This is a genomic window from Leucobacter chromiisoli (assembly GCF_016522505.1).
In the GTDB taxonomy this organism is placed as follows: domain Bacteria; phylum Actinomycetota; class Actinomycetes; order Actinomycetales; family Microbacteriaceae; genus Leucobacter; species Leucobacter chromiisoli.
This window is the reverse complement of the sequence record NZ_JAEHOH010000011.1, coordinates 131,126-157,128: the sequence shown is the minus strand read 5'-3', so window position 1 is coordinate 157,128 and position 26,003 is coordinate 131,126. Positions and strand designations below refer to the sequence as shown.

Annotated in this window: 20 protein-coding genes; 16 read left to right on the top strand and 4 right to left on the bottom strand. The window is 71.3% G+C overall.

The window, feature by feature from the left end; all coding sequences use genetic code 11:
• Positions 1 to 11: 11 nt before the first annotated feature.
• Complete coding sequence (locus tag JD276_RS09290) at positions 12 to 914, bottom strand: ParA family protein (protein ID WP_200115358.1); 903 nt, start codon at positions 912 to 914, stop codon at positions 12 to 14.
• A gap of 193 nt (positions 915 to 1,107) precedes the next feature.
• Here JD276_RS09290 and JD276_RS09285 point away from each other — a divergent pair, with 193 nt between their 5' ends.
• Positions 1,108 to 4,506, top strand: coding sequence for a pyruvate carboxylase (locus tag JD276_RS09285; RefSeq protein WP_200115357.1), 3,399 nt, complete (start codon positions 1,108 to 1,110; stop codon positions 4,504 to 4,506).
• 10 nt (positions 4,507 to 4,516) lie between these two features.
• Positions 4,517 to 5,008, top strand: a complete 492-nt coding sequence (gene def / locus JD276_RS09280) for a peptide deformylase (protein WP_200115356.1) — start codon at positions 4,517 to 4,519, stop codon at positions 5,006 to 5,008.
• Between the two features lie 66 nt (positions 5,009 to 5,074).
• On the opposite strand, the gene JD276_RS09275 is transcribed toward def, so the two are convergent.
• Entirely contained in the window at positions 5,075 to 6,904 is a 1,830-nt protein-coding gene (locus tag JD276_RS09275) for an AMP-dependent synthetase/ligase (RefSeq protein ID WP_200115355.1), read from the bottom strand.
• Between the two features lie 142 nt (positions 6,905 to 7,046).
• Here JD276_RS09275 and JD276_RS09270 point away from each other — a divergent pair, with 142 nt between their 5' ends.
• Positions 7,047 to 7,718: a lysophospholipid acyltransferase family protein gene (locus JD276_RS09270; protein WP_200115354.1), complete on the top strand. Its 672-nt coding sequence runs from the start codon at positions 7,047 to 7,049 to the stop codon at positions 7,716 to 7,718.
• A 180-nt stretch (positions 7,719 to 7,898) separates the two neighbouring features.
• Positions 7,899 to 9,269, top strand: coding sequence for a class II 3-deoxy-7-phosphoheptulonate synthase (locus tag JD276_RS09265; protein WP_200115353.1), 1,371 nt, complete (start codon positions 7,899 to 7,901; stop codon positions 9,267 to 9,269).
• A gap of 67 nt (positions 9,270 to 9,336) precedes the next feature.
• On the opposite strand, the gene pknB is transcribed toward JD276_RS09265, so the two are convergent.
• Positions 9,337 to 11,244: a Stk1 family PASTA domain-containing Ser/Thr kinase gene (pknB, locus tag JD276_RS09260; RefSeq protein ID WP_200115387.1), complete on the bottom strand. Its 1,908-nt coding sequence runs from the start codon at positions 11,242 to 11,244 to the stop codon at positions 9,337 to 9,339.
• 114 nt (positions 11,245 to 11,358) lie between these two features.
• Here pknB and JD276_RS09255 point away from each other — a divergent pair, with 114 nt between their 5' ends.
• Positions 11,359 to 11,706 carry an Rv2175c family DNA-binding protein gene (locus tag JD276_RS09255; protein ID WP_307866514.1) on the top strand — a complete coding sequence of 116 codons (348 nt, stop codon included), beginning with the start codon at positions 11,359 to 11,361 and terminating at the stop codon, positions 11,704 to 11,706.
• 24 nt (positions 11,707 to 11,730) lie between these two features.
• Here the strand turns inward: JD276_RS09255 and JD276_RS09250 are convergent, their stop codons facing one another.
• The gene (locus JD276_RS09250) at positions 11,731 to 12,834 is read right to left on the bottom strand and encodes a polyprenyl synthetase family protein (RefSeq protein ID WP_200115352.1); all 1,104 of its coding nucleotides are present in this window, start codon (positions 12,832 to 12,834) and stop codon (positions 11,731 to 11,733) included.
• A 72-nt stretch (positions 12,835 to 12,906) separates the two neighbouring features.
• Here JD276_RS09250 and JD276_RS09245 point away from each other — a divergent pair, with 72 nt between their 5' ends.
• The 11 genes from JD276_RS09245 (at position 12,907) to JD276_RS09195 (ending at position 25,845) form a co-directional block, all read left to right on the top strand.
• Positions 12,907 to 13,296 (top strand): SCO2097 family morphological protein, encoded by a 390-nt coding sequence (locus JD276_RS09245; RefSeq protein WP_200115351.1) that lies wholly within the window; start codon positions 12,907 to 12,909, stop codon positions 13,294 to 13,296.
• A 707-nt stretch (positions 13,297 to 14,003) separates the two neighbouring features.
• Complete coding sequence (gene mraZ, locus JD276_RS09240) at positions 14,004 to 14,435, top strand: division/cell wall cluster transcriptional repressor MraZ (RefSeq protein WP_200115350.1); 432 nt, start codon at positions 14,004 to 14,006, stop codon at positions 14,433 to 14,435.
• Positions 14,436 to 14,451: 16 nt separating this feature from the next.
• Positions 14,452 to 15,420: a 16S rRNA (cytosine(1402)-N(4))-methyltransferase RsmH gene (gene rsmH, locus JD276_RS09235; protein WP_200115349.1), complete on the top strand. Its 969-nt coding sequence runs from the start codon at positions 14,452 to 14,454 to the stop codon at positions 15,418 to 15,420.
• Positions 15,417 to 16,025 (top strand): cell division protein FtsL, encoded by a 609-nt coding sequence (gene ftsL, locus JD276_RS09230; protein WP_200115348.1) that lies wholly within the window; start codon positions 15,417 to 15,419, stop codon positions 16,023 to 16,025. The genes rsmH and ftsL overlap by 4 nt, the downstream gene beginning before the upstream one ends.
• Before the next feature lie 48 nt (positions 16,026 to 16,073).
• On the top strand, positions 16,074 to 17,867 hold the full coding sequence (locus JD276_RS09225; RefSeq protein WP_200115347.1) for a peptidoglycan D,D-transpeptidase FtsI family protein: 1,794 nt from the start codon (positions 16,074 to 16,076) through the stop codon (positions 17,865 to 17,867).
• Positions 17,868 to 17,904: 37 nt separating this feature from the next.
• Positions 17,905 to 19,482: a Mur ligase family protein gene (locus JD276_RS09220; RefSeq protein WP_307866513.1), complete on the top strand. Its 1,578-nt coding sequence runs from the start codon at positions 17,905 to 17,907 to the stop codon at positions 19,480 to 19,482.
• The gene (locus tag JD276_RS09215; protein ID WP_200115345.1) at positions 19,479 to 20,945 is read left to right on the top strand and encodes a UDP-N-acetylmuramoyl-tripeptide--D-alanyl-D-alanine ligase; all 1,467 of its coding nucleotides are present in this window, start codon (positions 19,479 to 19,481) and stop codon (positions 20,943 to 20,945) included. Before JD276_RS09220 ends, JD276_RS09215 begins: the two co-directional genes overlap by 4 nt.
• A complete protein-coding gene (mraY, locus tag JD276_RS09210; protein WP_200115344.1) occupies positions 20,942 to 22,024 on the top strand; it encodes a phospho-N-acetylmuramoyl-pentapeptide-transferase in 1,083 nt (360 codons plus the stop codon). Before JD276_RS09215 ends, mraY begins: the two co-directional genes overlap by 4 nt.
• Positions 22,021 to 23,583 (top strand): UDP-N-acetylmuramoyl-L-alanine--D-glutamate ligase, encoded by a 1,563-nt coding sequence (gene murD / locus JD276_RS09205; RefSeq protein WP_200115343.1) that lies wholly within the window; start codon positions 22,021 to 22,023, stop codon positions 23,581 to 23,583. Before mraY ends, murD begins: the two co-directional genes overlap by 4 nt.
• Complete coding sequence (locus tag JD276_RS09200; protein WP_200115342.1) at positions 23,552 to 24,775, top strand: FtsW/RodA/SpoVE family cell cycle protein; 1,224 nt, start codon at positions 23,552 to 23,554, stop codon at positions 24,773 to 24,775. Before murD ends, JD276_RS09200 begins: the two co-directional genes overlap by 32 nt.
• Complete coding sequence (locus JD276_RS09195; RefSeq protein ID WP_200115341.1) at positions 24,772 to 25,845, top strand: UDP-N-acetylglucosamine--N-acetylmuramyl-(pentapeptide) pyrophosphoryl-undecaprenol N-acetylglucosamine transferase; 1,074 nt, start codon at positions 24,772 to 24,774, stop codon at positions 25,843 to 25,845. The genes JD276_RS09200 and JD276_RS09195 overlap by 4 nt, the downstream gene beginning before the upstream one ends.
• The last annotated feature ends 158 nt before the right edge of the window (positions 25,846 to 26,003 follow it).

Genomic DNA, 26,003 nt, shown 5'->3' with positions numbered 1-26,003 from the left:
GCCGCCGCGCCCTACTCGGGGGCGCGGTCGGTGACGACGGAGGCCGTGTCAGACACCTCGTCGGGAAGCGGATCCTCCGTCACGGAGGTGGTGCTGCGGCCCGGCGATACGGCAGCCGGGGGAGCGTTGATGCCGGCCGATCGCAGCACGCGATCGAGCACCTGGTCGAAGTACCCGGCCATCTCCTGCGCCGCCTCGCCGGGCCACATGTGGACGGGCTTCGCCGCGCCCTGCGCCTGCTGCAGCGAGGTGCGCTCGGGCAATTGGGGATTGAGCACGAGCGGGCCGAACATCTCGCGGAGCTCGCGCGTGCGGAACTGGTGCTCCATCGACTGCGGCCGAGCCCGGTTGATCAGGATGCCGAGCGGCTGGAGACGCGGGCTGACGCCGCGGCGGATCTCCTCGATGGCGCGCAGGGCGCGATCGGCGGCCGCGACGGCGAAGAGCCCCGGCTCGGTGACGACGAGGACGCGATCGCTCGCCGCCCAGGCCGTGCGCGTGAGGGCGTTCAGCGAGGGCGCGCAGTCGATGAGCACGAGGTCGTAGTCGGCCTCGACCACGGCCAGCGCCTCCTCCAGCTTCCAGATCTCGCGCACGGAGGGGTGCGGCCCGTCGAAGTTGATCGCGGAGGGGCTGCCCACGAGCAGGTCGATGGTGCCCGTCTCGTGGTGCCTGGCCCAGCCGCTGTGAGCGATGGCGCCGCGCACCACGCTCTCCTTCGGGCTCTCGAGCACGTCGGCGATGTTGCCGTGGCCGTCGGGGTTCACGTCCATCCCCGTCGACACGTCCGACTGCGGGTCGAGGTCGACCACCAGTGTTCGCAGGCCGCGGGAGAAGGCCGCCGAGGCCAGGCCGAGGGTGACGGTCGTCTTGCCGACTCCGCCCTTGAGGGAGCTCACGCTGAGAACATGCACACGTCGAGTTTAGTGGATTCCGACTGAGGGCTCACCTGGAAGTCCGAGGGGACGATGCTCGCGGGCGGGGCCGCCTGCGATAGATTTAAGGGCGGTCCTCCTCATGTTGTCAGACAATGTGGAGCGACCTTGCCAGTAGGCTATGTACGTTCACAAGACAGCCTGGGCAGAGACACAAGGGAGAGCCTCTGTAATGTTCAAGAAGATCCTGGTCGCGAACCGCGGCGAGATCGCCATCCGTGCTTTTCGCGCCGCCCATGAGCTCGGCGCCAGGACGGTTGCGGTGTTCCCGTACGAGGACCGCAACTCCCTGCACCGCCTGAAGGCCGACGAGGCGTACCTCATCGGCGACGAGGGGCACCCGGTCCGCGCCTATCTGGACGTCGCCGAGATCGTTCGCGTCGCCAGCGAGTCGGGCGCCGACGCGATCTACCCGGGCTATGGCTTCCTGTCCGAGAACCCCGATCTCGCGGCCGCCGCGGAGGCTGCGGGCATCCGCTTCATCGGCCCGGGCCGGAAGGCGCTCGAGATGGCGGGCAACAAGGTCGCCGCGAAGGAGCACGCGATCGCGGCCGGCGTGCCCGTGCTGCAGTCGACCCCGCCCTCCACCGATATCGAGGCGCTCATCGCGGGCGCGAAGGAGATCGGCTTCCCGGTCTTCGCGAAGGCCGTGGCGGGCGGCGGCGGGCGCGGCATGCGCCGCGTGGAGCGCGAGGAGGATCTCCGCGACGCTCTCGAATCGGCGATGCGCGAGGCCGAATCGGCCTTCGGCGATCCGACGATGTTCATCGAGCAGGCCGTGCTGCGGCCGCGCCACATCGAGGTCCAGGTGCTCGCCGACAAGACCGGCCACGCCGTCCACCTCTTCGAGCGCGATTGCTCGGTGCAGCGCCGCCATCAGAAGGTCGTCGAGATCGCGCCGGCCCCGAACCTCGACCAGGAGACCCGCGATGCGCTGACCCGCGACGCGATCGCGTTCGCGAAGTCGATCGGCTACGAGAACGCCGGCACCGTCGAGTTCCTCCTCGACACCGAGGGGGAGCGCGCCGGCCAGCACGTCTTCATCGAGATGAACCCCCGCATCCAGGTCGAGCACACCGTGACGGAGGAGGTCACCGACGTCGACCTCGTCCGGGCCCAGATGCGCATCGCCGCGGGCGAGACGCTGGAGGAGCTCGAGCTGCGCCAGGAGGACATCCAGCTGCGCGGCGCCGCGCTGCAGTGCCGGATTACGACGGAGGATCCCGCGAACGGGTTCCGCCCCGATCTGGGTCGCATCACGGCCTACCGCTCGCCGGGCGGCGGCGGCGTCCGCCTCGACGGCGGCACGATCAACGCCGGTGCGCAGATCAGCCCGCACTTCGACTCGATGCTCGCGAAGCTCACCTGCCGGGGCCGCTCGTTCAGGGACGCCGTGACCCGTGCGCAGCGCGCGCTGGCGGAGTTCAGGATCCGCGGCGTCTCCACGAACATCCCGTTCCTGCAGGCGGTGCTCGCGGATCCCGCCTTCCAGGAAGGCGACATCGCGACCTCGTTCATCGAGGAGCGGCCCGAGCTGCTCGACATGAACAAGCCGAAGGACCGCGCGACGCGTCTGCTGCAGCACGTGGCGAACGTGACGGTGAACCAGCCCAACGGGGCGCGCGTCTCCCACGCCGATCTCGGGTCGAAGCTGCCCGCCGCCGATCTGACGCGTCCCGCGCCGGCCGGGCACCGGGAGCAGCTCCTCGAGCTCGGTCCCGAGGGCTTCGCGCGGGCGCTGCGCGAGCAGACGGCGCTCGCGGTCACCGAGACCACCTTCCGCGACGCTCATCAGTCGCTGCTGGCGACCCGCGTGCGCACGAAGGATCTGCTGCGCGTCGCCCCGTACGTGGCGCGCCTGACCCCCCAGCTGCTCTCGGTCGAGGCCTGGGGCGGGGCAACCTACGACGTCGCGCTGCGCTTCCTCGGCGAGGATCCGTGGGAGCGCCTCGCCGCGCTCCGCGAGGCGCTGCCGAACGTGCCGATCCAGATGCTGCTCCGCGGCCAGAACACGGTGGGATACACGCCGTACCCGGCGAAGGTCGCGCAGTCGTTCGTGCGCGAGGCGGCGGAGACCGGGATCGACATCTTCCGCATCTTCGACGCCCTCAACGACGTCAACCAGATGCGGGTCGCGGTCGAGGCCGTCCGCGAGACGGGGACCGCGGTCGCCGAGGTCGCGATGGCGTACACCGGCAACCTGCTCGACCCGGCCGAGGACAAGTACACCCTCGACTACTACCTGCAGCTCGCGGATCAGATCGTCGAGGCCGGTGCGCACGTGCTCGCGATCAAGGACATGGCGGGCCTGCTGCGGCCCGCGGCGGCGGCGAAGCTCGTCACCGCACTGCGCGAGCGCTTCGACCTTCCGGTGCACCTGCACACGCACGACACCCCGGGCGGCCAGCTCGCGACTCTGCTCGCGGCGTCGCAGGCGGGCGTCGACGCCGTCGACGTCGCCTCGGCGCCGATGTCGGGCACCACGAGCCAGCCCTCGCTCTCCGCCCTCGTCGCGGCGCTCGCGGACACCGACCGCGACACCGGGCTCTCGCAGGAGGCCGTCTACTCCCTCGAGCCGTACTGGGACGCGGTGCGCGCCCTCTACAAGCCGTTCGAGTCGGGTCTGCCCTCTCCCACGGGTCGGGTGTACACGCACGAGATCCCGGGCGGTCAGCTGTCGAACCTGCGCCAGCAGGCGATCGCGCTGGGCCTTGCGGACAACTTCGAGAAGATCGAGGACATGTACGCGGCCTCAGACCGCATCCTGGGGCGGATCCCGAAGGTGACGCCCTCCTCGAAGGTGGTCGGCGATCTCGCCCTGCACCTCGCGGCGGTCGACGCCGATCCCGCCGACTTCGAGGCGAACCCCGGCAAGTACGACATCCCCGACTCGGTCGTCGGCTTCCTTGCGGGCGAGCTCGGCGAGATCCCGGGCGGCTGGCCCGAGCCGTTCCGCTCGAAGGTGCTCGCGGGTCGCACCGTCGACATCGAGGTCGCCCCCATCGGCGATGAGGACGCGGCGCTGCTCGACGGCACCAGCCTGGAGCGGCGCGGGGCGCTGAACCGGCTGCTGTTCCCGCAGCCGACCCGCCAGTTCGAGGCGATGCGCGAGCAGTTCGGCGACCTCTCCGTGCTCGAGACCGCCGACTACCTCTACGGTCTCGAACCGGGGCAGGAGCACGTGCTCGACCTCGCGAAGGGCGTGCGCCTGTACATTGGGCTCGAGGCGATCGGCGAGGCCGACGACAAGGGCGTGCGCACCGTGATGCTCAAGGTCAACGGGCAGCTGCGCCAGGTGTTCGTGAAGGACGAGCGCGTCGCGGTGTCCGCTCCCGTGGCGGAGAAGGCCGACCGCACGGTGCCGGGCCAGGTCGCGGCGCCGTTCTCGGGAACCGTCACGCTGAAGGCGGCCGTGGGCGACGCGGTCGAGGCCGGGCAGCCCATCGCCACGATCGAGGCCATGAAGATGGAGGCGGCGATCACCGCCACCGTCACTGGTACGATCGAGCGTCTGGTGTTCAGCGGGACCCGGTCCGTCGAGGCCGGCGACCTGCTGGTCGTGATCGCGTAAGGAGCAGCAGGTGGCGGTTCGCGAGATTCGTCTCTTCGGGGATCCCGTGCTGCGGACGGTGTGCGACCCCGTCGTCGAGATCGACGACGGGGTCCGCTCCCTGGTGCAGGATCTCTGCGACACCGTGGCCTTCGACGGCCGGGCCGGCCTCGCTTCGACGCAGATCGGGCACACGCTGCGGGCCTTCAGCCTCCACATCGACGGCGAGGTGAGCTACGTGCTCAACCCGGAGATCGTCGCGCTCGAGGGGGAGCCCGTGCCGACCGGCGAGGGGTGCCTGTCGGTGCCGGAGCTCTGGTTCGAGGTCCTGCGCTACCCGCGCGCCACCGTGCGCGGCACCGACCTCGAGGGCCGCGAGGTCGTGATCTCGGGGGAGGGACTGCTGGCGCAGGCGCTGCAGCACGAGTGCGATCACCTCGACGGCAAGCTCTACATCAGCCGGCTCGACCGCGAGTCGCGCGGCGAGGCGATGCGGCAGATCCGCACCTCCAGCTGGTTCTAGGGCAGCGAACGACGCGCGAGGCGCCGGGCGGCCGAGCCGCCGCCCGGCGCCTCGCGCGCCTCCGCTCTACCGCATCGTCGAGACGACCTGGGTCTGCGGATTGTCCCCGTAGATCCCGGCGATCTCGCTCGCGTAGTCGCGCAGGATGTTGTCGCGCTTGATGCTCATCTTCGGGGTGAGGTGACCGCTCGCCTCGGTGAACTCGGTCGGGAGGATCACGAACTTCCGCACGGACTCGGCCCGCGAGACGAACTCGTTGCCGTGGTCGATGGCGCGCTGCACCTCGGCGCGGACCTTCGGGTGCACGGCCGCCTCCGCGAGCGAGAGCTCGGGGCTCTCCCCGTTGTTCTTGAGCCAGGCCGGCAGCATCTCGGGGTCGAGCGTGACGAGGGCCGCGATGAAGGGCTTCTGGTCTCCGACGACGACGACCTGGCCGACGATCGTGTTCGAGCGGATGGGATCCTCGAGCTGCGCGGGGGCGACGTTCTTGCCGCCGGCCGTGACGATGATCTCCTTCTTGCGCCCCGTGATCGAGAGGTAGCCGTCCTCGTCGAGCGAGCCCAGGTCGCCCGTCTTGAAGAACCCGTCCTCGGTGAACGCGCTCTCGGTCGCCTCGGGGTTGTTCCAGTACTCCTTAAAGACGTCGATGCCCTTGATCTGGATCTCGCCGTCCTCGGCGATCCGGATGGTGTGGCCCGGGAGCGCCGGGCCGACCGTGCCGATCTTGAACTTGTCGGGGAGATTCACCGTTGCGGGGGCCGTGGTCTCGGTCAGACCGTAGCCCTCGAGGATCTTCACGCCGAGGCTGCGGTAGAAGTGGCCGAGGTAGTGGCTGAGCGGCGCCGAGCCCGAGACGGCGTACCGCACCTTGCCGCCGAGGCGGTCGCGGAGCTTCGCGTACACGAGCTTGTCGAAGAGCTTGAACTTGAGGCCGAGCACGAACGGCACCCTGCCGGCGTCCAGGGCTTCGGAGTGCTCCACGGCGACCTTCGCGGCGGCGCGGAAGATCTTGCCCTTGCCCTCGGCCTCGGTCTTCTGCTCGGCCGAGTTGTAGACCTTCTCGAAGACGCGGGGCACCGCGAGCAGGAAGGTCGGCTGGAAGGAGCCGAGGGCGGGCAGCAGCTGCGTGGTGTCGGCCTGATGGCCGACGCGCACCCCGGCGTGGATGGCGAGCACCGAGATGAACCGGGCGAAGACGTGCGCGAGCGTGACGAACAGCAGCGTCGCCGCCCCGGGCTGCTGCACGACCTCCGAGAGCGCCGCGGCGGCGTTCCTCGAGAGGTCGACGAAGTTGGCGTGCGTGAGCACGCAGCCCTTCGGGCGTCCCGTCGAACCCGAGGTGTAGATGAGCGTGGCGATGTCGTCGCCCTCGGCCAGCGCGCGCCTCCGCTCGACCTCCTCGTCGGGGATCTCCGCGCCCTCCGCCCGCAGCGTCGCCAGCGCGTCCTCGTCGAGCCGCCACGCGAGGGTGAGGCCCGGCAGTTCGCTGCGGATCTCGGCGAGCCGATCCGCGTGGTCCGCGGACTCCGTGACGATTCCGCGGGCGCCGGAGTCCTCGGCGATCCAGTGGATCTGCAGCGGCGATGAGGTCTCGTAGATCGGCACCATGACGGCGCCGGCATAGAACAGCGCGAAGTCCACGAGCGACCACTCGTACTTCGTCTTGCACATGAAGGCGATCTTGTCGCCCGGCTGCACCCCCGCGGCGATGAAGCCCTTCGCCACGGCGACGACCTCCGCACGGAACTCCGCCGCCGAAATGTCGCGCCACCCGTCGCCCGCGGGGACGGCGAAGATCGCGCGATCCGGAGTCGCGGCGACGCGCTGCTCGAGCAGGTCGGTGACGTTGTCCTGCGGCGCGCTGGGGACAATGATCGGTGTCTCGGACAGGTTCACGGCAGCTCCTTCGATACCTGGTCTCTTGTCTCCCGGAGCCGGATCCGAGGAACCGCCCCGCTCTGCCACCAACCCTATTGCATGCTCCCGGCCGGTCGCGGGCTCGGCTATCCTGTTTCGAGTCGAAGGGACGCGAGCCACTGTGTTGTATTGGATTTTCAAGCATCTGCTGATCGGACCGTTCCTGAAGACCGTCTACCGGCCCTGGGTCGAGGGAGCCGAGAACATCCCGAGCTCGGGCCCCGTGATCATCGTGGGCAATCACGTCTCGGTGATCGACTCGTTTTTCATGCCGCTCATGATCGACCGGCCGGTGTACTTCCTCGCGAAGAGCGAGTACTTCACGGGCAAGGGGCTCAAGGGCTGGCTGGTGAAGAACTTCATGCTCGCCGTCGGCCAGATGCCGATCGACCGCTCGGGCGGCAAAGCCTCCGAGGCGTCGCTGAACACCGGGCTCTCGGTGCTGCAGCGCGGCGACGTGCTCGGCATCTACCCCGAGGGCACCCGGAGCCCCGACGCGCGGCTCTACCGCGGGCGCACGGGGGTGGCGCGCCTGATCGTCGAGTCCGGCGCCCTGGTGGTGCCCGCCATCATGATCGACACCGAGAAGGCGATGCCCATCGGTGCGAAGTTCCCCAAGATCCGCCGCATCGGCACGGTGATCGGCAAGCCCCTCGACTTCAGCCGCTTCGCCGGCATGAGCGCCGATCGCTTCGTGCTGCGCAGCATCACCGACGAGATCATGCTCGAGATCCAGCGCATCAGCGGTCAGGAGTACGTCGACGTCTACGCGTCGAGCGTGCGGAACCGCTGACGGCGCCAGCGCCGGCGCCCTGGGGGCGCTCCGGACGCCGCCGAGAACCCGCACCGGCGGCGGCCGAGCGCTCGCGCGGCCTGCGCCGCCGGTCCCCGCGAGTCGAGTAGTCTAGAAAGGATGCGGCAGCAACGCGGCATCAGGGCAGACAATCCAGATACGAAGGGCCACGGTTAATCGATGGTGAGCCAGACAGACGGAACCGAAGCGACGCAGGTGCTTGCGGATCTCGACGCGTACCGCACTCGGGAAGCGAAGCAGCAGCCCACGTGGCCGGATCCCGATGCCGTGCGCGTGGCCTCCGCGGAGCTCGCCGCGCAGCCCCCCCTCGTCTTCGCGGGCGAGGCCGACCTGCTGCGCGAGCGCCTCGCCGCCGCCGCGAGGGGCGAGGCGTTCCTGCTCCAGGGCGGCGACTGCGCCGAGACCTTCGCGGCGGCGACCGCCGACAAGATCCGCGACCGCGTCAAGACCCTGCTGCAGATGGCCGTGGTGCTGACCTACGGCGCCTCGATGCCCGTGATCAAGGTGGGCCGCATGGCGGGCCAGTTCGCGAAGCCGCGCTCGAGCGACACCGAGACCCGCGACGGCGTGACGCTGCCGGCCTTCCGGGGCGACCTCGTCAACGGCTACGACTTCACCCCCGAGTCGCGCGCCGCCGATCCCTCCCGCCTCGTGCAGGGGTACCACGTCTCCGCGTCGACGTTGAATCTCATCCGCGCCTTCACGCAGGGGGGCTTCGCCGATCTGCGCCAGGTGCACGAGTGGAACAAGGGCTTCGTCTCGAACCCCGCCAACCAGCGCTACGAGTCGCTCGCGGCGGAGATCGACCGCGCCCTGCGCTTCATGGACGCCTGCGGCGTCGACCACTCGGCGCTGACCCGCACCGAGTTCTTCGTGAGCCACGAGGCGCTGCTGCTCGACTACGAGCGCCCGCTGACCCGCATCGACTCGCGCACCGGGAAGGCCTACGACACCTCCGGACACTTCCTGTGGATCGGCGAGCGCACCCGCGATCTCGACGGCGCGCACGTCGAGTTCCTCTCGAAGGTCGAGAACCCGATCGGCGTGAAGCTCGGTCCCACGGCCTCCGTGGACGACGCGCTGCGGCTCATCGACAGGCTCGATCCCGAGCGCACGCCCGGTCGCCTGACCTTCATCACCCGCATGGGGGCCGGGAGGATCCGCGACGTGCTGCCCGGCCTGCTCGAGGGCGTCCGCGACGCCGGCGCGCAGCCGCTGTGGGTCACCGATCCGATGCACGGCAACGGGATCACCACGGCGACCGGGTACAAGACGCGGCGCTTCGACGACGTCATGGACGAGTTGCTCGGCTTCTTCGAGGCGCATCGCGCGGTCGGCACCTTCCCCGGCGGCATCCACGTGGAGCTCACGGGCGACGACGTCACCGAGTGCCTCGGCGGGTCGGAGAACATCGACGAGGCGACGCTCGCGACGCGGTACGAGTCGCTGTGCGATCCGCGCCTGAACCACATGCAGTCCCTCGAGCTCGCCTTCCAGGTGGCCGAGGAGCTGAAGCGGACAGTGCGCTAGCCGGAACGGTCGCGGCTCGCGTCCGCCGAACGGGCGGTCTCCCTCGGGGAGGCCGCCCGTTCGCGTCTCAGAGCTCGAAGTTGAGGTCGACGTTCGCGCCGCGGGGCAGCCGCTCGCCGGCGGCGGGGGAGGTGCCCTCCACCCGCACGGCGTTCCACAGCAGCTCGGGCACCCCCGTCACGGGGGTGAAGCCCGCGTCGCGCAGGATCTGGACCGCCTCGCGCATCTTCTTGCCCGAGACGTCCGGCACCTCGAAGAGCTCGGGGCCGAGCGAGATCTGCAGACCGACCGAGTCGCCGGGGGTCACCGGGTCCGTCGCGAAGACCGCGCCGATCACCTGGCCCTCGGGGACGGTGTCGCTGTGGGCCTCGGTGTTGAGCGCTGGATCGACGGTGAGACGGCTCTCGGAGAGCGCGGCCGTCGCCGCCTCGACCGTGCTCCCCGAGACGTCCGGGATCGAACCGGCCGAGAGGATGAGATCGACGACCGCGCGCTCGGGATAGAGCTCGGCGAGGGCCTCTCCGTCCTGCCCGAGGGCCGCGATGACGGTGCCGGCGGCGCCGCCGTCGAACCGCTCCTCGGCGATCTCGCCCATCGTGAAGCCGGCGTCCTCGATCGCGCGCTGCGCGTCCTGCTCCGGCAGTCCGACGAGCAGCGGGACGGGCAGCATCTCGGGCCCGGTCGACTGGCACAGCCGCACGACGGTGCCGCGATCCACCCGGGTGCCCGCGTCGGGCTCCGTGCGCACGGCCGAGCCGGCTGGCACGTCGACGCTCGAGCACTCGAACACCTCGGGGACGAGCGAGAGCTCGGTGAGGGTGTCCTGGGCGGAGGCCATCTCGGCGCCCGCGACGCTAGGAACGAGCACGCGGGAGCCGGGGCCCTGGCCGAACCACCAGCCCGCCCCGCCCGCCAGCGCGGTCAGCAGCAGCACGCACAGCGCCGCGATCCTGCCGCGTCTCCGGCGCCTGCGGGCGACGGACGACGCGCGATCGATCGGGGTCGGGGGCGTCTCGGGAGGCTCGGGGTCGCTCTTCGCGGGGGCCGGCGCTGCCGGGCCGCCCGCGAGCGCCGCCTGCTGCGCACCGTCGAGGACGGCCGTCGACGGCGTCGCGAGCACCGATGTCGCCGGGAGCACCTGCGTGGCGCCGGGTGCGGACCCGCCCCGGCGGATCGCGCGGAGGTGATCCAGGACGATGCCGGCGTCGCGCGGGCGGGCGTCGGGCTCGCGCTGGGTGGTCCAGCGCACGAGCTCGTCGAGCTCGGGCGTCGACTCCGCGCTCAGCGACGACGGAGGGGGCACCTCGGAGTGCGCGTGCTGGTAGGCGATCTGCATGGGCTGCTCGCCCGTGAACGGCTGGGAGCCGGTCAGCATCTCGAACATCATGATGCCGAAGGCGTAGATGTCGCTGCGCGCGTCGGCGACGCCGCGGGTGACGAGCTCGGGGGAGAGATAGGCGATGGTGCCGAGCAGCGCCTGCCCCGTCGTGGTGTTCGCGCTCACCGCGCGCGCGAGGCCGAAGTCGCCGATCTTGATGCGACCGTCGTCGGCGAGCAGCACGTTCTCGGGCTTGAGATCCCGATGGACGATCTTCGCGTGGTGGGCCGCGGCGAGGCCCGCGAGGACGGCCTCGCCGACCTCGAGCGCCTGCTCCTCGGTCAGTCGCGTCTGCTGCTTCAGCAGCTCGCGCAGCGTGATGCCCGGCAGGTACTCCATCACCAGGTAGGGGCGGCCAGCGTCGTGCCCCTGGTCGAAGACGTTGACCACGTTCGGGTGCCCGAGTCTCGCGGCGCTCCGCGCCTCCTGGTCGAAGCGCCGGGTGAAGTTCTCGTCGTCGGCGAGGTGCTCGTGCATGACCTTCACCGCGACGCGCCGCTCGAGGCGCAGATCGTTCGCGAGATAGACCATCGCCATGCCGCCCCGGGCGATGCGCGAACGGATCACGTATCGACCGTCGAGCGTCTGCCCGATCATCGGGTCTGCTGGGGCGGAGGTCACATCGAGATTCTACGGAAGAGGTGCTGGGGAAACCGGGATGGTGGGCGGCGCGTGCAGAACTCCCGGGCGATTTCGTGGCAGAGTGGAGACGTGGCTGAGTTCTCCGCAACCGAAACAGATTTCCTGACGATCCCAGAGCTGGTCGAGCGCTTCGGCATGACCCCGAGCAAGGTGCGCCGCCTCATCGAGGACCACCAGCTCGCGGCGGTGCGGATCGACGGCGTGCTCCGCGTGCCCGCCGGGTTCGTGCAGGGCGACCGTCCGCTGCCGTCGCTGCGCGGCACGCTGCTCGTGCTGCTCGACGCGGGTCTCGACGAGGAGGGCGCCGTCGCCTGGCTCCTCTCCGAGAACGACGAGCTCGGCGAGCGCCCTATCGACGCGCTGAACGCCGGCCGGAAGAGCGCCGTCCGGCGTGCGACGCAGGCGCTCGCCTTCTAGCTCGCTTCCGGGCGGCGCCCGCCGCTAGTGACTGCGCTGAGTGGTGCGCTCGGCGAGCAGGGTCAGTCTCGCCGCGGCGTCCTCGGCGATCGGGGCCTCGCGGAGCGAGCGCGTGGCGCGCTCCACGTTCCGCGCGATCATCTCCTCGACGCGCTCGACCGCTCCGCTGTCCCGGATCGTGCGCTGCAGCATCACGATCTGCTCGTCGTCGAGGTCGCCCGTGCCGAGCAGGTCGTCGAAGATCAGCCGCTGGGTCGTGGGCAGGTCGCGGCGCGCGAGCGTGACCAGCACGGTCCGCTTGCCCTCGGTGAGGTCGCCGCCGCTGGGCTTGCCGGTGACCTCCTCGTCCCCGAAGACGCCGAGCAGGTCGTCGCGCAGCTGGAAGGCCACGCCGACCGGGAGACCGAACGCCGCGAGCGCCCGCTCCTGCTCCTCGGTGGCGCCGGCCAGCGCCCCGCCGATGAGCAGCGGCGCCTCGACGCTGTACTTCGCCGACTTGTAGACGAGCACGCGGGTCGAGCGCTCGAGCTGCTCGCGGTCGTCGGCGAAGGCCGGCTGCTGCTCTTCGAGCACATCGAGGTACTGGCCGACGGCGACCTCGCTGCGCATGCGGTTGAAGTGCTCGCGCGCGGCTCGGGAGCCCCGCCGGTCGTCGCCCGCCTCGGTCGCGCTCTGCATGAGCTCGTCCGCCCACGACTGCAGCAGATCGCCGAGCAGGATCGCGCCGGCCAGGCCGAAGTGGTCGGCCGCGCCGCGCCAGCCGCTCTGCCCGTGCAGGGAGGCGAAGGCACGGTGCACGGCCGGCCGGCCGCGCCGGGTGTCGGAGCGGTCGATGACGTCGTCGTGGATGAGTGCGGCGGCGTGGAAGAACTCGAGCGCGCAGGCCGCGTCGAGCACTCGTCCGAGCTCGGCGTCGATCTCCCCGTCGAGGTCGAGCGGCCGTACCGCGCGGTAGCCGAGGACGGCGAACTGGGCGCGGAACCGCTTGCCGCCGGAGAGGAAGTCGAATGCCTCGTCGAGCAGGGGGGCGGCATCCGGGCCGAGCGGTTCCAGCAGCTGACGATGCTCGGCGAGCCGATCGGTGATCCGCTCCTGAATAAGCCCTGCGAGTCGGGTGGTTTCGTGCACGCAGCTAGCCTAGCGCCGCCGCCGAGTCGTAGACTGGAGTGACAAGGATTTCACCGACTTCGGGAGGCCGTCATGGCGCTGTCAGAGCATGAGCAGCAGATGCTCGATGAGATGGAGCGCCGGCTGTACCAGAGCGAGGCCGATGTCATGCACACGGCGTCCGGCTCGCGCCGGCGGGTGAGCTACCGGGCTCTGGTGCTCGGGATCGTCGTGGCCCTCGTCGGCGTCGGCGTGCTGATCGGAGGCGTGGCCGCGCAGCAGCTGTGGCTCGGCCTGATCGGCTTCGCCGTGATGCTCGGCGGCGCGGTGTTGGTGTTCTCGCCGAGGGGCGAGGAGCCCGTCGGCGACGCCCGCGTCGAGCAGGGGCCGGGCGGCGCCGGCGACGGTGGTGCGGCCGCGCGGGAGACGCTGAGCGAGCGCATGGAGCGCCGCTGGAACGAGCGCATGGAGGGCGAGCGCTAGCTCCCGATGCGAAGCGTTGGGAGTCGGCGCTCGGTGCCGCCCACGGAGGCAGCCCACGGAGCGAAGCGAGGGGTGGAGCGCTAGCTCCCGATGCGAAGCGTTGGGAGTCGGCGCTCGGTGCCGCCCGCGGCGCGGCTTCTGCCGCGGGGTGAGCGGATAGCGGCTGTAAGAACTGAAGAACGTCGAGGGATCGTGGCTGAGCCACGGTCCCTTTTTTGTGCCCCCGGATGCTGGTCGGCTCGCCGGGTGGCCCGGCCCGGTCCGCTCTCTCCTCCACTCCGCTCCCCGAAGCCCTCCACCTGGCGCTCCACTTCGCTCCACCTGATCTCCGCCCCGCGCGGAGCCGGCGGAGGGGAGAGCTGGGCTCGAGAGGCGAGTTTTCGCCGTAGAACGCGCGCATCGCAGTGAAATAGCCGCCGTTCGCCGGGTCCTGGGGGGAAGCCTCCGCGTGCGCGAGGAGCGGACGCGAAGGCCGTGGACCTCACGACCCGAGTGCAGGAAGCCTCCGCGTGCGCGAGCAGCGGACGGGCGCACCGGTGAGCTGAACGCGATCGCGAGCCTGCCTCCGCAGAGGGGATCTCGCACTCCCGCGGAATCTCGCGCCTCCCCGGTGCTCGCACCGAAAAGTTGGAGTCGAAGGTGAGGAAAGTGGAGGAAAGTGGAGTAAGGTGGCGGTACTGGGTCGAGACGTCGAGAGGGGGTGGCCGGTGTTTCTCGGAACGTTCACGCCGAAGCTCGACGAGAAAGGCCGCCTCATCCTCCCCGCGAAGTTCCGCACGGAGCTCTCCGACGGCCTCGTGATGACCCGAGGCCAGGAGCGCTGCCTCTACGTGTTCAGCGAGCAGGAGTTCGCCAGCATGCACGAGCGGATCCGTCAGGCGCCCATCACCTCGAAGCAGGGGCGGGACTACCTGCGCGTCTTCCTCTCCGGAGCCCACGCCGAGACCCCGGACAAGCAGAGCCGGGTCACGATCCCCGCGGCGCTGCGCGAGTACGCCGGGCTCGACCGCGATCTCGCGGTGATCGGAGCGGGCACCCGCGCCGAGATCTGGGACGCCGAGGCCTGGCAGCGCTACCTCACCGAACAGGAATCCGCATTCGCCGAGATCGAGGAGGAGGTGATCCCGGGCATGTTCTAGCCCCGGGCTACCTCACATGAACGAAGAAACACGTGACCCGAGCGCGCTGCACACCCCCGTGCTGCTGCAGCGCTGCCTCGAGCTGCTCGCGCCCGCGGCCTCCCGGCCGGGGGCGGTCGTCGTCGACGCGACCCTCGGCATGGGCGGGCACAGCGAGGCCCTGCTCGCCGCCCACCCCGGCCTCACCGTGATCGGGCTCGACCGCGACCCCGAGGCGCTCGCCCTCGCGGGTCGCCGCCTCGCGCGCTTCGGCGACCGGGCGGTGCCGACCCACGCCGTCTACGACGAGATCGCCGACGCCGTGCGAGGCGCCGGCCACCGCAGGATCGACGGCGTGCTCTTCGACCTCGGCGTCTCCTCCCTGCAGCTCGACGACGCCGAGCGCGGCTTCGCGTACGCGCAGGACGCGCCCCTCGACATGCGCATGGATCAGGAGCGCGGCGAGACCGCGGCGCAGGTGCTCGCCGAGGCACCGGAGGGCCGTCTCCGCGCGATCTTCGAGCGCTACGGCGAGGAACCGCTCGCGGCCCGCTACGCGAGGGCCATCGTCGCAGCGCGGGCCGAGGCGCCGATCGAGCGCAGCGGGCAGCTCGTCGAGATCCTGCAGCGGGCCACTCCGGCGGCGGTGCGGGATCAGCGCCACCCGGCGAAGCGGGTCTTCCAGGCGCTCCGCGTCGAGGTGAACGGCGAGCTCGCGGCCCTCGAGCGCGCGATCCCCGCGGCCCTCGACCTGCTCGGCCTCGGCGGGCGCATCGTGGTGATGGCCTACCAGTCGCTCGAGGATCGCCTCGTGAAGCGGGAGCTCGCGAGGCGCAGCCGCTCGACGGCACCCGCCGGGCTTCCCGTCGAGCTGCCCGAGCACCGACCCGAGTTCAGACTGCTGACCCGCGGCGCCGAGCTCGCCGGCGAGGACGAACGAGCGATCAACCCCAGAGCGATCCCGGTGCGACTGCGCGCCGCCGAGCGGACGAGGGAGGCGTCATGAGCAACACCGTGCCCATCGCCCGCGACCTGCTGAGCGCGCGGCGCGACGGCCGGCAGGCGACCGGGCTCCCCGAGTCGCACCCCGACGCGCAGGAGCGCCACCTCCGCCTCGCCCGGCCCTCGGTCCGGCAGGCACGCAAGCGCGGACCGCTGCTCGGAGCCCTGGTCTCCGTCGGCCTCGTGCTCGTGATCCTCGCCACCCAGCTCGGGTTGAGCATCGCCATCTCCGAGGGCGCCTACGAGACCCGCGCCCTGGAACTCGAGCAGCGCGACCTGCTGCGGGTCGAGCGGGTGCTGCAGCAGAACGTGGACAAGCTCGCCTCGCCGCAGAACCTCGCGGAGAACGCCGCGCAGCTCGGCATGGTGCAGAACTCGCATCCCGCGGCGCTGCGGCTGAGCGACGGCGCCGTGCTCGGAGATCTCACCTCGCCGACGGAGGCGGTGAAGGGCAACCTCGTGCCGAACGCGACCCTCGAGTCGATGCCGGTCGTGGACGCCGAGGGCCTGCTCGTCACCCGCGACAGCGCCCGCACCGCCTCTGCGGAAACTCAGAACCAGCCGCCGGTACGGTGGGAGGGCAAACTGCCGGCGCCCAAGACGCACTAGCGTGTCCGCGGCCCGTGGACACCGGCTCAGCAGAGGGGAAGTGGAGAGATGCGGACTCAGCGTCGCCTGCGGGGTCGCCGCGCCCTCGCGCTGCTGCTGGTGGCCGTCGGCGCGCTCGTGTTCGCCGTGCGTCTCGTCGACCTCCAGGTGGTCTCGGCGAGCGCGCTGAACGAGGACGCGCGCGACAAGCGCGCCGTGCCCGTCACGATCCCGAGCCTGCGGGGCGACATCGTCGACCGCAACGGCGAGGTGCTCGCCACCACCGACGAGCGCTACGACGTGCAGCTCTCGCCGAAGAACACGCAGATCAACGACGGCATCTTCCACCGGCCGGCCGCGGACGGCGGCATCGGCACGGAGGAGGTGACCGCCGAGCAGGCCTTCGCCGAGATCGGCGAGGTCACGGGGCAGAGCGCCGAGGAGATCCAGCAGATCGTCGACGACGCGCTCGAGATCGACGAGAAGTCGGACTTCGCCTACGTGAAGCGCCAGGTCGACCTGTCGACGCTGAACCGCCTGAAAGAGCTCGGGATCCCGTGGCTCACCTTCGAGAGCCATCACACGCGCACCTATCCGAACGGCGGCGTGGCGGGCAACATCGTGGGCTTCTCGGGGTTCGAGGACGTGCCGCAGTCGGGGGTCGAGGTGTCGCAGGACGCGTGCCTCACGGGGCAGGACGGCTCCGAGGTCTACGAGCGCGGCGCCGACGGCGTGGCGCTCCCCGGCAGCGTCGTGGTCACGGAGGAGACCGTCGACGGCGGCACCGTGCAGCTGACGATCGACCGGGATCTCCAGTGGGAGGCCCAGCAGACGATCAACGAGCAGGTGCAGGACGTCGCGGCCGAGTGGGGCTACCTCGTGGTGATGGACATCAAGACGGGCGAACTGCTCGCGGTCGCCGAGGACGGGTCCGTGGATCCGAACGACGTCGACGCCTCCGATCCGGCGAAGCGGGAGGCCCGCTCCTTCGTCAGCCCCTACGAGCCGGGCTCGACGTTCAAGGCCATCACCGCGGCCGCGCTCATCGATCAGGGGGCGGCGACGCCGTTCACCCCCCAGCTCACCCCGGCGAACTGGTCGCCCGAGCCGGGGGTGCAGTTCAGGGACTCCTTCTCGCACGGCGAGGAGCCGTGGACCCTGACGGGCATCATGGTGAACTCCTCCAATGTGGGCATCTCGATGCTCGGCAGCCGGCTCAGCGAGGAGACCCGCTACGACTACCTGCAGCGGTTCGGGGTGGGCGAGGCGACGCAGGCCGGCATGCCGGTCGAGGACTCAGGCCTGCTCTACCCCGTGGACGAGTGGGATCGGCAGACCTCGTACAACACGATGTTCGGGCAGGGGCTCTCCTCGACCATCGTGCAGACCGCCGGGGTCTACCAGACGATCGCCAACGACGGCGTGCGCATGCCCCCGAGCGTGGTGCGCGGCTGCGTCGACGCGGAGGGGGAGCTCGCCGAGTCCGACCACGGCGAGCCCGTCGAGGTGCTGAAACCCGAGACGGCCGAGACCATGATGCACATCCTGGAGGCCGACGTGCAGGAGGGCTGGATCAAGGACAACGTGAGCGTGCCCGGCTACCGCGTCGCGGGGAAGACCGGAACCGCCGAGCAGCCCGACGGCCAGGGCGGCTACCGCCCCGACTTCGTGAGCAGCTTCGCCGGGGTCTTCCCGGCCGACGACCCCCAGTATGTCGCGGTAGCATCTATTGCGTTCCCGAAGGCGGGCAACGGCGGCGTCGCGGCCCAGCGGGCCTTCCGCAGCGCGGCCGAGGCGACCATCCGAACCTTCCATGTCCCACCGTCGACCGGGGCGTACGAGCCCCTGCCGGTCACCTACTAGAACTACGAGCCGGCAGCGGCTCAGGAGGCAGAATCCCGTGAGTACCGATGAGGCGCTGAGCATCAGGCCGCAGCACCCCGAACGCGTGCACCTTCCGGATCTGGCGGCGCGCTTCGACCTCGCGAGCGACGGCGACCTCTCCGGACGCTTCGCGACGGGTGTGTCGCTGAACTCGCGCGACGTCCGCCCGGGCGACCTCTACATCGGCATGCCCGGGGCCCGGCGGCACGGCGCCGAGTTCGCCGCTCAGGCCGCCGAGCGGGGGGCGGTCGCGATGCTGACCGACGGGCCCGGCGCCCGGCTCGCAGTCGGCGCGGGCTTGCCGGCGCTCGTCTCGCCGGTGCATCCTCGCGAGGTCATGGGCGACGTCTCCGCGGCGGTCTACGGCACGGAGGATCTGGACGCGAAGGTCTTCGGCGTCACCGGCACGAACGGGAAGACGAGCGTCGTCTACATTCTCGCCGCGCTGCTCGGCGCCGCCGGCATCACCCCGGGGCTCAGCTCGACCGCCGAGCGCCGGGTGGGGGACACCGTGATCCCGAGCGATCTCACCAGCCCGGAGGCCTCTGAGCTGCACGGGCTGCTCGCGCGCATGCGCGAGGAGCGCGTGGGCGGCATCGCGATCGAGGTGTCGGCCCAGGCCGTGGTGCGGCACCGGCTCGACGGCGTCCGCTTCGACGTCGTCGCCTTCAACAACTTCTCCCAGGATCACCTCGACGAGTTCGGCGATCTGGAGACCTACTTCGCGGCGAAGTCGCGGCTCTTCGGCCCCGAGCACGCCGAGCGGGGCGTCGTCGTCGTCGACACGCCCTACGGGCAGCGGATCGCACGCGAGTCGCGGATCCCGGTGACCCGTCTCGCGACCGAGTACGGGGCCGACGCCGACTGGCACCTCGCCGTGACGCGGCAGAGCCTGGACGGCGTCTCGTTCGTGCTGCAGGGGCCGCACGGCGCCCACTTCCGCGGCAGCGTGCCGCTGTTCGGCCGGTTCATGGCCGAGAACGCGGCCCTCGCGCTCATCATGCTGCACGAGGCGGGGATCCCGCTCGAGCGCGTGGCCGCGGGCCTCACCCGCGGCCGGATCCCGGTGTACATCCCCGGGCGGCTCGAGGAGATCACGGCGGCTGGCGAGAGCGCCGAGGCCGGCGAGGGCGGCTCCGGTCGGATCCGCTTCTACGTCGACTACGGGCATACGCCGGGGAGCTTCCGGGCCTGCCTCGACGCCCTGGGGGAGGTCGCGCCCGGCCGGGTCATCTTCATGTTCGGCGCCGACGGCGACCGCGACACCACCAAGCGTGAGGAGATGGGCAGGATCGCGGCCGAGGGATCCGACGTGCTCATCATCTGCGACTACCACCCCCGCAGCGAGGACCCCGCGGCGATCCGCGCGCAGCTGCTCGCGGGCGCGCGCGCCGCGGGGCGCGCGGAGGTGATCGAGGAGGCGGATCCGCGCGTCGCCGTGCGCCGCGCCGTTTCGCTCGCGCAACCCGGAGACGTTATCCTGTATGCCGGTCCCGGGCACGAGGACTATCAAGAGGTCGCGGGCCGGCACATCCCCTACTCGGCCCGTGACGAGGTACGCGGAGCGCTCCGCGAGGCAGGACTGCTCCCGTGATCGAACTCACACTCGACGACATCGCCCGCGCGACGAGCGGCAGGCTCGTCCCGGGCCGCGACGGCTCCACCGCCTCGACCGTGGTGGAGGGGGAGTCCCAGACCGACTCGCGCGAGGTGCGGCCCGGCCAGATCTTCTTCGCGAGGCGGGGCGAGGAGACCGACGGCCACCGCTTCGCCGGCCAGGCGGTCGACAGCGGAGCCGCGCTGCTCGTCGTCGAGCGCGAGGTCGACGACCGCGTCGCGCAGATCGTGGTCGAGGACGCGACGGACGCGCTCGGCGCGCTGGCGACGGAGGTCGTCCGGCGCGCTCTCGCGGCCGCGGCGGACGCCCACGCCGCGGATCCGGATCGCCCCGAGCTCACGATCGTCGGCATCACCGGCTCCAACGGCAAGACGACCACCAAGAACCTCGTGCAGGCGATGGCGGAGCGCCTCGGCCCCACCGTCGCCTCCGCCAAGTCGTTCAACAACGAGGTGGGCGGCCCGCTCACGATGCTGCGCGTGAGCGCCGAGACCCGCACGCTCGTGGCCGAGATGGGCGCGAGCGCGGAGGGCGAGATCGCCCGGCTCACGGCGATGGCCCCGCCCCGCATCGGCGTGGTCCTGTCGGTCGGGCTCGCGCACGCGGGCGAGTTCGGCGGCATCGAGAGCACCTTCCGCGCCAAGAGCGAGATGGTGAGGGATCTGCCCGGCACCGCTGTCGCCGTGCTGAACCGCGACGACCCCAGGGTCGCGCGGATGGCGGAGCTGACCCGCGCCCGGGTGGTCTGGTTCGGCCTCGGGTCCGACGCCGACGTGCGCGCGGAGAACGTGGTCTCGGACGCCGCCGGCACCCGCTTCACCCTGCACGCCGGGGGGGAGGCGGCTCCCGTGAACTTCCGCGTGCTCGGCGAGCACCACGTCATGAACGCCCTCGCCGCGGCGGCCGTGGGCCTCGAACTGGGCCTGCCGCTCGCCGAGGTCGTCGCCTCGCTCGAGGCCGCGACGGTCGCGGCTCGCTGGCGCATGGAGGTCATGGGCGGCCGCGACGGCGTCACGATCGTCAACGACGCCTACAACGCGAGCCCCGACTCGATGAGCGCCGCGCTCCGCACCCTCGCGCAGATCACCGCGCCCGGGGCGCGTTCGATCGCCGTGCTCGGCGAGATGAGCGAGCTCGGCGAGTTCTCCATCGAGGAGCACCGGCGCATCGGCCTGCAGGCGGTCCGCCTCGGCATCACCGAGCTCGTCGTGGTCGGCCCGGAGGCCAGGCACCTGCACATCAGCGCGGTCAACGAGGGATCGTGGGACGGCGAGAGCGTCTTCTTCGAGGATCAGGACGCGGCGTTCGAGCATCTCCGCCGGACCCTCGAGCCCGGCGACACGGTGCTCGTGAAGTCGTCGAACGCCGCCGGGCTGAGGCGGCTCGGCGACCGCCTCGGCGAGACCTACGCCGTCGACGCCGAGGGGGCCGAATCGTGATCGCGCTGCTCATCGCCGGCGGCGTCTCGCTGCTCTACTCGCTGCTCCTCACACCGCTCTTCGTGCGGGTGTTCAACCGCCTGCGCTGGGGCCAGCCGATCCGGGTCGACGGCCCGAAGGAGCACGAGGTGAAGCGCGGCACGCCCACCATGGGCGGCCTGATCTTCCTCTCCGGCTCCGTCATCGCCTACTTCGTCGGCAAGCTGATCATGGGCGAGACGCCCACTCCCTCAGCGCTCCTCGTCATCCTGATGGCCGTGGGCGCGGGGGCCGTCGGCTTCATCGACGACTTCATGAAGGCCCGCATGCAGCACTCGGCCGGTCTCGGGGGCTGGGCGAAGATCGTCGGCCAGGTCGCGGTCGCGGTCGCCTTCGCGCTGCTCGGCCTGCAGTTCGCGAACGAGGCCGGCGTCACCCCGGTCTCGACGAGCGTCTCGCTGTTCCGCGACCTCCCGTTCGACTTCATGGCCCTCGGCGCCGTCGTCGGCATCGGCCTCGTCGTGCTCTGGGTGGTGCTCATCGTCACCTCGACCACGAACGCGGTGAACGTCACGGACGGGCTCGACGGCCTCGCGGCCGGCGCGGCGATCTTCGCCTTCGGCGCGTACCTGATCATCGGATTCTGGCAGTCGGCGCAGAGCTGCTCCGTGGCCCTCGAACCGGGCTGCTACGAGGTGCGCGACCCCATGGACCTCGCGGTGATCTCCGCGGCGTTCCTCGGCGGTCTCGCGGGCTTCCTGTGGTGGAACACGAATCCCGCGCAGGTCTTCATGGGCGACACCGGCTCGATGGGTATCGGCGGCGCGATCGCGGCGCTCGCGATCCTCAGCCGCACCGAGCTGCTGCTCGTCCTCATCGGCGGGCTCTTCATCATCGAGACCGGGTCGGTCATCGTGCAGCGCCTCTACTTCAAGGTCACGAAGGGGCGGCGCATCTTCCTCATGAGCCCGATCCACCATCACTTCGAGCTCAAGGGCTGGGCCGAGGTGACCGTCGTGGTCAGGTTCTGGATCGTCGCCGGGCTCTTCGTGGTCGTGGGCGTCGGAGCGTTCTATGCGGAGTGGGTGCTGAGCCAGTGAACGAGGAGATCGAACCAGGAGCCGTCGCGGAGCGGGTGCGGGCGCTCTCGAGCTGGCACGACGACTGGTCCGGGCTGCGCGTCGCGGTGCTGGGCCTCGGGGTGACCGGCTTCTCGGTCGCCGACACCCTCGTCGAGCTCGGATCCCGCGTGCGCGTGATCCACGGCGCCCCGGACCCCGACCGGGAGCGGCTGCTCGACGTCATCGGCTCGGAGCGCTTCGCCGCCCCCGGCGACGAGGAGCAGCTCGCAGACCTCGCGGCCTTCGATCCCGACCTGGTGATCGTCTCTCCCGGGTACCGGCCCGACCACCCGCTCACGACATGGGCCGAGGACCGCGGGGTCGCGGTCTGGGGCGACATCGAGCTCGGCTGGCGGCTGCGGGACAAGACCGGCCGCGTCGCCGACTGGATCTGCGTGACGGGCACGAACGGCAAGACGACCACGTCGCAGCTGACCGCGCACATGCTCGTCGCCGGGGGGGTGCGTGCCGTCCCGGCGGGAAACATCGGCACGCCCATCCTCGACGCGCTGCGCGACCCCGAGGGGTACGACGCGATCGTGGTGGAGCTGTCGAGCTTCCAGCTCCACCGCCTCGGGGAGATCTCTCCGTACGCGAGCACCTGCCTGAACTACGCGGCCGATCACCTCGACTGGCACGGCGGCGCCGAGGCGTACCGGGCTGCGAAGGCGAGGGTGTACGAGAACACCCAGGTCGCCTGCGTCTACAACCGCGCGGATGCGGCGACCGAGCGCATGGTCGAGGAGGCCGACGTGGTGGAGGGGGCGCGGGCGATCAGCTTCGGCCTCGACGTGCCGCCGCCGAGCGGCTTCGGCGTGGTCGAGGGGATCCTCGTGGACCGCGGCTTCCACGCCGAGCGGCGGGACTCCGCGTTCGAGCTGGTCTCCGTCGCCGAGCTCGCCGAGCGCGGGCTCGCTGCCCCGCACATGGTCCAGAACGTGCTCGCCGCGGCGGCGCTCGCACGGTCCCGCGGCGTCGAGCCCGCGGAGATCGCGCAGGCCGTGCTGACCTTCACCCCCGATCCGCACCGCGCGCAGCGGCTCGGCGAGCGGGACGGCGTCGTCTGGATCGACGACTCGAAGGCCACGAACGCGCACGCCGCCGACGCCTCGCTGCGGGCCCTCGACGGTGTGGTCTGGATCGTCGGGGGCCTGCTCAAGGGCGTCGACATCGGCGAGCTCGTCGCGGCGCACGCGCACCGGCTGCGCGGCGCGGTCGTAATCGGGGCCGAGCGCGCGGAGGTGCTCGCCGCGCTCGCCGAGCACGCGCCCGCCGTGCCGCTCGTCGAGATTGTCCCCGGCGAGACCGGCGTCGATCCGGAGGGAGCCGAAGCCGGTCTCGCCGGGGAGATCATGACGGCTGCGGTGCGCGCGGCGGCCTCGCTCGCGACGGCGGGGGACACCGTGCTGCTCGCGCCGGCGGCGGCGTCGATGGACCAGTTCAAGGACTACCCGGACCGGGGCCGCAAGTTCCAGGCGGCCGTGAGCTCGCTCGGAGGTGAGGCGGATGGCGACCCCGCCGGAGCCGACGCGAGCTGACGGGCCGGGCCGGGCGCGGATCCGCCTCGGCGGAGCGATGCACTTCGGCTCCGACCCGACCGTCGTGCTCCTGTACGCGATCACGTTCCTGCTCGTCGGGATCGGTCTGATCATGGTGCTGTCCTCCTCGTCGATCACCTCGTACGTCGCCGAGCAGGGCTTCTTCGGGGGGTTCTGGCGCCAGGCGACCTACGCGATCATCGGCCTGCCGCTCATGCTGATCGCCGCGGCGATGCCCGTGACGTTCTGGAAGAAGTGGGCCTGGGCCTTCCTCGGCCTCGGCATCGCGCTGCAGCTGCTCGTGTTCACGCCGCTCGGCGTCGAGGTCTACGGCAACCGCAACTGGATCCAGATCGGCAGCTTCGGCGGGCAGCCCTCCGAGGCGCTGAAACTCGCCCTCGTCGTCTGGATCGGCGCGGTCCTGCTCGCGAAGGAGCCCCTGCTCGGCCAGATGCGGCACGAGCTGATCCCGGTGATCCTGCCGGGCGCCGTGATCGTGCTGGGGCTCGTGCTGCTCGGCCGCGACCTGGGCACGACGCTGATCATGGGCGCCACCGTGTTCGGGGCCATGTACTTCGCGGGCATCAGCTGGCGCTCGCTCGGCGTGATCGCGGGCGGCGCGATCCTCGCCACCTTCTTCTTCGTCGTCACGAGCCAGAACCGCCTGGATCGGCTCTTCGGCCACGCGAGCGGCAACGAGGACTACAGCGGACTCGGCTGGCAGCCGCTGCACGGTCTCTGGGCGCTCGCGGGCGGCGGCGTCTTCGGCGTCGGCCTCGGCGGGTCGAAGGCGAAGTGGTCGTGGCTGCCCGCGGCCGACAACGACTACATCTTCGCGATCATCGGCGAGGAGCTCGGCCTCATCGGCGCCATGCTCGTGATCGTCATCTTCGTGGTGCTCGCGGCGGTCATGCTGCGGGTCATCGCGGGCGCCCGCGACCGTTTCGGCAAGGCGGTGGTCGGCGGCATCCTCGTCTGGATCGTCGGCCAGGCCTTCGTCAACATCGGCGTGGTGATCGGCGTGCTGCCGGTGCTCGGGGTGCCGCTGCCGCTCATCAGCGCCGGCGGCACCGCGCTGATCGCCTGCCTGCTGGCGATGGGCGTGGTGATCTCCATCGCGCGCGACGGCGCCGCCCACCGCGCGGAACTCGCCGCGGCCCACGACAGGGCCGGGGCTGAAAGGACACGATGACCACCTACCTGCTCGCCGGCGGAGGCACCGCCGGTCACGTGAACCCCCTGCTCGCGCTCGCCGACCTCATCCGCTCGGAGGAGCCCGGCGCCGACATCGTGGTGCTCGGCACGAAGGAGGGGCTGGAGGCGAGGCTCGTGCCCGAGCGGGGCTACGAGCTGCAGACCATCGAGCGCCTGCCGTTCCCGCGTCGCCCGAATCTCGCCGCGCTGCGCTTCCCCGCGCGGTTCCCCCGCGCGGTGCGGCGGGTGCGCGCGCTGATCCGCGATCGCGGAGTCGATGTCGTCGTCGGTTTCGGCGGCTACGCCTCCGCTCCCGCCTACCGGGCGGGGGCGAAGGAGGGCGTGCCCGTGGTGATCCACGAGGCGAACGCGAAGCCGGGGCTCGCGAACAGGCTCGGGGCGAGGTCGACCCCCTACGTCGGCGTCACGTTCCCCGGCACCCCGATCCCGAACGCGCGCGTCACCGGCATGCCGCTGCGGCCGGAGATCGCCTCGCTCGACCGGCGGGGGCTCCGGGCCGAGGCGCGCGAGCACTTCGGGCTCGATCCCGAGAGGCGCACGCTGCTCGTCACGGGAGGCTCGCTCGGCGCGCGCGCCATCAACCGCGGGGTGTCGGGATGCGCCGCGGAGATCGTGGCCTCGGGAGCGCAGGTGCTCCACGTCTGGGGCGGCCTCACCGAGCTCGAGGACCCCGGCGTGGCGGGCTACACCGTGATCCCGTACTGCGATCGCATGGATCTCGCGTTCGCCGCCTGCGATCTCGCGGTCTCGCGGGCCGGATCCACGACCGTCAGCGAACTCGCGGGGCTCGGGGTCCCCGCGGTCCTCGTGCCCTACGGGCACGGCAACGGCGAGCAGCGCTTCAACGCGGCGGGCGTCGTCGAGGCGGGCGGGGCCCTGCTGGTCGAGGACGCGCAGCTGACGGGGGAGTGGGTGCGCGGTACGCTGATCCCGCTGCTCGGCGACGAGGAGCGGCTCGCCGCCATGTCGGAACGGGCCCGCGGCGCGGGCGCCCTCGACGGCACGGAGCGGCTGCTCGGCCTGGTGCGGGAGGCCCTCGCGGGCTGACCGATCCGGAAGAACCGGAGTGAGCGCCGAGGTGCTGCCGGTCGAGTGCGCGCTGATGCGCCGCCTCGTGCTGCCTGCCGTCGGTCTGCACGACGAGCCTGTCGCCGATGAGGGATTTCTCCGACGGAAGCGGAGCGCCGGGAGCAGAGGCCGTGCCG

What these genes read in the sequence shown, in the direction of transcription:
- rsmH (WP_200115349.1), top strand. Translation starts at nt 14,452, where the DNA reads ATGAACGAAGAAACACGTGACCCGAGCGCGCTGCACACCCCCGTGCTG.
- pknB (WP_200115387.1), bottom strand. Translation starts at nt 11,244, where the DNA reads ATGATCGGGCAGACGCTCGACGGTCGATACGTGATCCGTTCGCGCATC.
- JD276_RS09265 (WP_200115353.1), top strand. Translation starts at nt 7,899, where the DNA reads ATGGTGAGCCAGACAGACGGAACCGAAGCGACGCAGGTGCTTGCGGAT.
- ftsL (WP_200115348.1), top strand. Translation starts at nt 15,417, where the DNA reads ATGAGCAACACCGTGCCCATCGCCCGCGACCTGCTGAGCGCGCGGCGC.
- JD276_RS09245 (WP_200115351.1), top strand. Translation starts at nt 12,907, where the DNA reads ATGGCGCTGTCAGAGCATGAGCAGCAGATGCTCGATGAGATGGAGCGC.
- JD276_RS09195 (WP_200115341.1), top strand. Translation starts at nt 24,772, where the DNA reads ATGACCACCTACCTGCTCGCCGGCGGAGGCACCGCCGGTCACGTGAAC.
- JD276_RS09225 (WP_200115347.1), top strand. Translation starts at nt 16,074, where the DNA reads ATGCGGACTCAGCGTCGCCTGCGGGGTCGCCGCGCCCTCGCGCTGCTG.
- JD276_RS09285 (WP_200115357.1), top strand. Translation starts at nt 1,108, where the DNA reads ATGTTCAAGAAGATCCTGGTCGCGAACCGCGGCGAGATCGCCATCCGT.
- JD276_RS09200 (WP_200115342.1), top strand. Translation starts at nt 23,552, where the DNA reads ATGGCGACCCCGCCGGAGCCGACGCGAGCTGACGGGCCGGGCCGGGCG.